The organism is Actinomyces acetigenes, from assembly GCF_031296635.1.
In the GTDB taxonomy this organism is placed as follows: domain Bacteria; phylum Actinomycetota; class Actinomycetes; order Actinomycetales; family Actinomycetaceae; genus Actinomyces; species Actinomyces acetigenes.
Map to the genome: position 1 here is coordinate 1 of NZ_JASPFC010000064.1, position 5,285 is coordinate 5,285.

The 5,285-nt window shown below is 69.1% G+C and carries 6 protein-coding genes; 1 reads left to right on the forward strand and 5 read right to left on the reverse strand.

Annotated elements, in window-relative coordinates:
* The first annotated feature begins 289 nt into the window (after positions 1–289).
* Positions 290–1,609, forward strand: coding sequence for an AI-2E family transporter (locus RIV14_RS13240; protein WP_075372995.1), 1,320 nt, complete (start codon positions 290–292; stop codon positions 1,607–1,609).
* A gap of 2 nt (positions 1,610–1,611) precedes the next feature.
* Here the strand turns inward: RIV14_RS13240 and RIV14_RS13245 are convergent, their stop codons facing one another.
* From RIV14_RS13245 to RIV14_RS13265, 5 genes are all read right to left on the reverse strand, one after another.
* Positions 1,612–1,941, reverse strand: coding sequence for a HepT-like ribonuclease domain-containing protein (locus RIV14_RS13245; RefSeq protein ID WP_075372994.1), 330 nt, complete (start codon positions 1,939–1,941; stop codon positions 1,612–1,614).
* Positions 1,938–2,423, reverse strand: coding sequence for a nucleotidyltransferase domain-containing protein (locus RIV14_RS13250; RefSeq protein WP_075372993.1), 486 nt, complete (start codon positions 2,421–2,423; stop codon positions 1,938–1,940). The genes RIV14_RS13245 and RIV14_RS13250 overlap by 4 nt, the downstream gene beginning before the upstream one ends.
* 78 nt (positions 2,424–2,501) lie before the next feature.
* Positions 2,502–3,449 carry an ROK family glucokinase gene (locus RIV14_RS13255; protein WP_075372992.1) on the reverse strand — a complete coding sequence of 316 codons (948 nt, stop codon included), beginning with the start codon at positions 3,447–3,449 and terminating at the stop codon, positions 2,502–2,504.
* Between the two features lie 193 nt (positions 3,450–3,642).
* Positions 3,643–4,578, reverse strand: coding sequence for a DsbA family protein (locus RIV14_RS13260; protein WP_075372991.1), 936 nt, complete (start codon positions 4,576–4,578; stop codon positions 3,643–3,645).
* Between the two features lie 228 nt (positions 4,579–4,806).
* Positions 4,807–5,283 carry a fluoride efflux transporter FluC gene (locus tag RIV14_RS13265; RefSeq protein ID WP_309325231.1) on the reverse strand — a complete coding sequence of 159 codons (477 nt, stop codon included), beginning with the start codon at positions 5,281–5,283 and terminating at the stop codon, positions 4,807–4,809.
* Between the last annotated feature and the right edge of the window lie 2 nt (positions 5,284–5,285).

The following is a 5,285-nucleotide window of genomic DNA, read 5'->3' on the forward strand; positions in this document are numbered from 1 at the left end:
CCTGGCCACCGCCGCCCGCAACCCCCGCATCACCCCGGTCCTCGTGCCCGGGGCCGGCCACCAGGTGCGCCGCAGCGATCCGCAGGTCTTCTACCGCACCGTCGACGCCTGGCTGGACGAGGTCCTGCCGGTGGACTGAGGCGGGGCCGCGGCCACCGGAGCGCCACCCGGCTGCCGCCGGACTGCCGCCCCAGCGCCGTTGCCGCGAGCGCGAAACGGGGAGAGCTCCCACGACGCGTACAGGCCCGTCGGGGCGCAGCGCGCCGCCCGTCCGTGGGAGGATGCGCCCATGGCAGCTGTGTCGGAAAAAGCTCGGAAGGCCTCCGTTCCCGTCCCCGGGGAGCGCACGCAGGGGGAGACCATCGCCTACCTCCTGGCGGCACTGACCATTGGCGCGGTGGGGCTCTACCTCATTCAGGACCTCTTCGCCCCGGCCTTCTTCGCCCTGACCCTCGTGGTGACGGTCCGGCCGCTGGTGTCCTGGATGACGCGCCACCGGGTGCCGCGCGTGGTCGCGGCGACGGCGGCGATCGTGCTCATCTTCGCCTTCGTCGTCCTGCTGTTCGCGGCCCTGGCCGTCGCCGTCGCCCAGCTTGTCGACACCCTGCCGCAGTACGCCCCCAAGTTCCAGGCGATCTGGAAGCAGATCGAGACCCAGCTCAACAGCATGGGGGTCGACCAGTCCACGGTGCTCAAGCAGGTCACCAACGTGCTGGACACCTCCCAGCTCGTCATGGTGGCCCAGTCGGTCCTGGGGCAGCTGACCTCGGCCAGCGCGATGCTCGGCGTCATGTCGATGGTGGTCGTCTTCCTCATGTTCGACACCGCCAAGATCGAGATCCGCACCGCGGCCCTCGGCGTCCTCAAGCCGGGCATGGCCTCAGCCCTGGTCTCCTTCTGTGAGGCGGTGCGCTCCTACTGGATGGTCTCGACGGTCTTCGGTCTCATCGTGGCTGTCATCAACGCGGTCACCCTGTGGTACCTGGATGTACCGATGGCCATCACCTGGGGCGTGGTCTCCTTCATCACCAACTACATCCCGAATATCGGGTTCGTCCTGGGCGTGGTGCCGCCGGCGATCCTGGGGCTGGTGGACTCCGGCCCCTGGACGGCGCTGTGGGTGGTGCTGTCCTACACGGCGGCCAACTTCGTCATCCAGTCCCTCATCCAGCCCAAGTTCACCGGGGACGCGGTGGGGCTCAACACGACGACGACCTTCCTGTGCCTGCTGTTCTGGTCCACCGTCATCGGGGCGATGGGGACGATCCTGGCGGTGCCGCTGACCCTGTTCGTCAAGGCCCTCCTCATTGACTCCGACTCGCGCTCACGCTGGGTGGGGATCTTCCTGTCCGCCGGCGACTCGCCCGTGCGTGACCCCGATGAGCTCGACCAGGGCGTGCTCGACCAGCTCGACCTCGACGGCGACGGCGTCGGTGAGGCCGATCCCGACTACGGCCGGGCAGTCGTCGAGAAGCGCGCTGAGACGAAGGAGCCTGAGAAGGCCGGCGCCTTGGCCACGCGTGCCGACGGCGGAGGCGGCGTCGGGGGTGACGGCGACGGTGTCGGCGCCTCTGCACCCGCGGACTCAAGCCGGGCCACCAAGGACTGAGCTCAGGCCTGCGCCCCGGCGCGCAGTGCCTCCACAACCGGTGGCAGGTTCACCAGGACAGTCTGTCGGACGATGGTGTCGTCAATGAAGCCGTAGTCGTGAGCGATACGGTTGCGCATCCCCCGCATTCTCGGCCATTGGTCGCCAAGAAGACGTGTGCGGGTATCTGGATCCAGCGCTCCAAGTGCCTCCACACCTGCTGAGAGCCTCATCGCGACTGCGTCGATGACGATCTGGTCGGAGAGATTCCGCTGCGAGTAACTGATGGCGGTATCGAAATGTTCCGGGGCTTCCGCGATGATTTCTGCAGTTGTTCGTCCTGCGGGGCTCATAACGGGACCGCCTCGGAGAGGATCCGCTCGCGCATAGTTGGGCGGATGTTGGTGTCGGGCACGAGGTCGACGTCGGCATGCAGGATGGTCCCCAGCTCGATCTCCAGCCCGGCCAGATCCATGAGCCCGAGTGGTTGATCCATGCGGAAGAGCAGGTCGATGTCGGAGCCCTCGTGCTCCTGCCCGGTGGCCACGGAGCCGAAAACGCGAACATTCGAGCCACCGGCCGCTTTGACCGTCTCGATGACCTCTCGGCGTGCAGTCCGCAGCTGCTTGGCCAGCGGCGTGGTGCCATGAAAGCGTAGGAGCCGGGAGACCTCCGGCTGGCTTCTCCCGATCTGCCGGGCGATCTCCTTCTGGGACATGCCTTCTCTGGAGGCCTTGCGTACGGCCGCAACCAGCTGATGCCGAGCCTGACGGACTGCTTCATCCGTGTCCTGAGCGACGGAGACCAGGTTCTGACGCGTCTCCACAACAGACATGACACAAATATAGCAAATGCTATATCTCGTGGGTCGGTGTCGGCATGGTCACCTCCCCCGGCCGGTGCCTCGCGGCCCTCAGGGCTGGCGGGCCAGGTCCGCGGCGCCGACGAGCCCGGCCTCCTGACCGCCCTCGGCCAGCACCACCGGGATGGCGGGGCGGTGGGGGCCGGCCGTGAGGTTCTCGGCGAAGGCCCTGCGGGTGGGGGTGAGCAGGATGTCACCGGCCTCGGCCAGGCCGCCGGCGATGACGATGACCTCGGGGTCCAGCAGCGCGCACATGTCGGCCAGCCCCACCCCCAGCCAGTGGGTGAGCTGCTCGTAGCACTCCAGGGCGGCCGGGTCCCCCTCGCGGGCCGCGGCGGTGACGGCCTTGCCGGAGATGTGCTCCGGGTTGCCGCCGGAGAGCTCGATGATGCGGGCCGCGTAGTCGGGGCGGAACTGCGCCAGCTCCCAGGCGTTGACCCCCAGGGCCGTGCCGGCGCTGTAGCGCTCCAGGCACCCGCGCAGGCCACACCCGCAGGGGCGTCCGCCGGGGACGACGTTGATGTGCCCGATCTCCCCGCCGAATCCGGCCGCCCCGCGCAGGAGGTGGCCGTCGACGATGATGGCCCCGCCCACGCCGGTGCCGATGGCCACGATAAGGGCGTTGCGCTTGCCCCGGGCCGCCCCGAAGCGGGCCTCGGCCCACCCGAAGGCGTTGGCGTCGTTCTCGACGACGACGGGCAGGCCCACGCCCTCGGAGACGACGTCGCCGATCCGCATCCCGGTCCAGTCCAGGTTGGTGCCGTGCGCCATCGTGTTGCGGTCGGAGGATACGAAGCCCGCCGCCCCGATACCCACGGTGGCCGCGTCGGGGAAGTCCTCCCGCAGCCGGCGCACCACCGTCGTGATCGTGTCGATGATCGCCTGGCGGCTGAAGGCGGGGGAGTCGCGCCGAATCGTCTGAAGAACTTTCCCGTCGTCGTCGACGATGCCGGCTGCGATCTTCGTTCCGCCGACATCCACTCCGATGCTCAGTGCCATGCTCGCGCTCCTTAGTGAGACGACCGTTGGTGACGTCGCTGCTTGCGTCGTTGCTCGTCAGACGATCGATGGGACAGGTGGTGGAAGAATAGCGTCCCCCGGCCCGCCCGTGGGGCGAGTCGGGGGAAGAGCCTCGGGGTGGGGTGGGCGTGCGTGCGCCGCCGGGCCCCGTCGGTGCTCCGCTGCGTGGTGGTCAGCGCGCCGGTGCCGCGGGGCTCGTCGGGCTCGCGGCACCTGTGGCTGCCTGGGCTCCCTTGGCCTCTTTAGCCTTGGCGGCCTGGCTCTTGACGACGGCCGTCATGTAGTTGGCGTCCTTGTACCCGTTGATGTAGGTCTCGCCCACGATCATGAACGGGGTCCCCTGAATGCCGATGGAGTGGACGTGGTTGGTGGACTCGGCGACGGCCTTGACGGTCTCGGCGGCGGTCATGTCGGTGCGGAACTTCTTCAGGTCCGGTACCCCGGCCTTCTTGGCGAAGTCGACCAGGGAGTCCTCGGTGTAGGTCGGGTGGCCCTTGGGGTCGGCGGCGGCGTAGACGACGTCGTGGAACTCCCAGAACTTTCCCTGATTGGCGGCGGCCCGTCCGGCCTGAGCGGCCAGGGGCGAGGTCTCCGTGATCTGAGCCAGGTCGCGCCACTCGATGCGCAGCGTGCCCTCCTTCACCAGCTTGTCCAGCTTGGGCTCGACCTTCTGGGCGAACTGGGTGCAGAAGGGGCAGGCGAAGTCGGAGTAGATGACTATGACGACCGGTGCGTCGACCTTTCCCTTGGCCTGGGCGTCGGCCGGGTCGCGGTGGATCTCGGAGTGGATGAGCTCCAGGGTCTGCTGGTCGGCGACCGGCGGGGCCGGATCGGGCTCGGGGACCGCGGCGGCCGAATCGGAGGCGGAGGTCTGGCTGGTGGCGGCGGCTTGATGGCGCCGGGAGGCGACGTTCTGCAGCAGCACCGCGGCGAGGACGGCCAGGATGACGGCGATGACCACGAGGGTGATCACCGTGGCGCGGTTGGTCCGCGACTGCGTCTGCGTCGGCGTCGAAGAAGGCGGCTGAACACTCATGGCAGCGAGTCTGTCAGAGGAGGTACGCCCCGCAATACGCCTGATCAGGCTGATGAGAGCACAGTTCGTCACAGCCGTCTCAGGCTGATCTCGGCAGGCCCGCCAACCTCACGGGGCGCTCACGAGCCGCTTACGGCGCGCTCACGAAGGTCACCGAAGCTCATCGGCCCGGGGACGGCGTCGTCGCGCATCCCCGACCGACACACTTCGACCGAATCTTCATAATCGACCCGGAGCCGCGTCGTTTGTGAAGTTTTGGTCAAAGTGTCGAAGTGAGTGGGGGACCGGCCGGGTGGCGCTCTAGCGCAGGGCTGCGCCGGTCACCAGCCCGAGCCCGACGGCGCCCAGCGTCGCCGCCGTCATGAGGGTCGCATGCACGAGGGCCGGCCCCCACCGCCCGGCCAGCAGCAGGCGCGCCCCCTCGACGCAGGCCGTGGAGAAGGTCGAGTACCCGCCCAGAAAGCCAGTCCCCAGGACGGTGAGCGCGGTGGCGGCCCAGGTCCCGGAGTGCGGCGGGTCTGCCGCCCAACCCACGAGCAGGCCCATGAGCAGGCAGGCGGTCACGTTGACGACGACGGTGCCCCACGGCATCCGCAGCATCCACGGCATCAACAGTGCCCGCACCCCGGAACGACGCCGCTGCCGGGCTCCCGCTGCGGCCTCCCGGGCGGCTCGGCCGCTGAGGCGGCTGACGGAGGCGTCCACGCCCCAGCGGCAGGCGGCCCCCACCCCGCCGGCCATCGCCAGGGGGAGCCAGTCGGCGAGCCAGGTCCCCAACC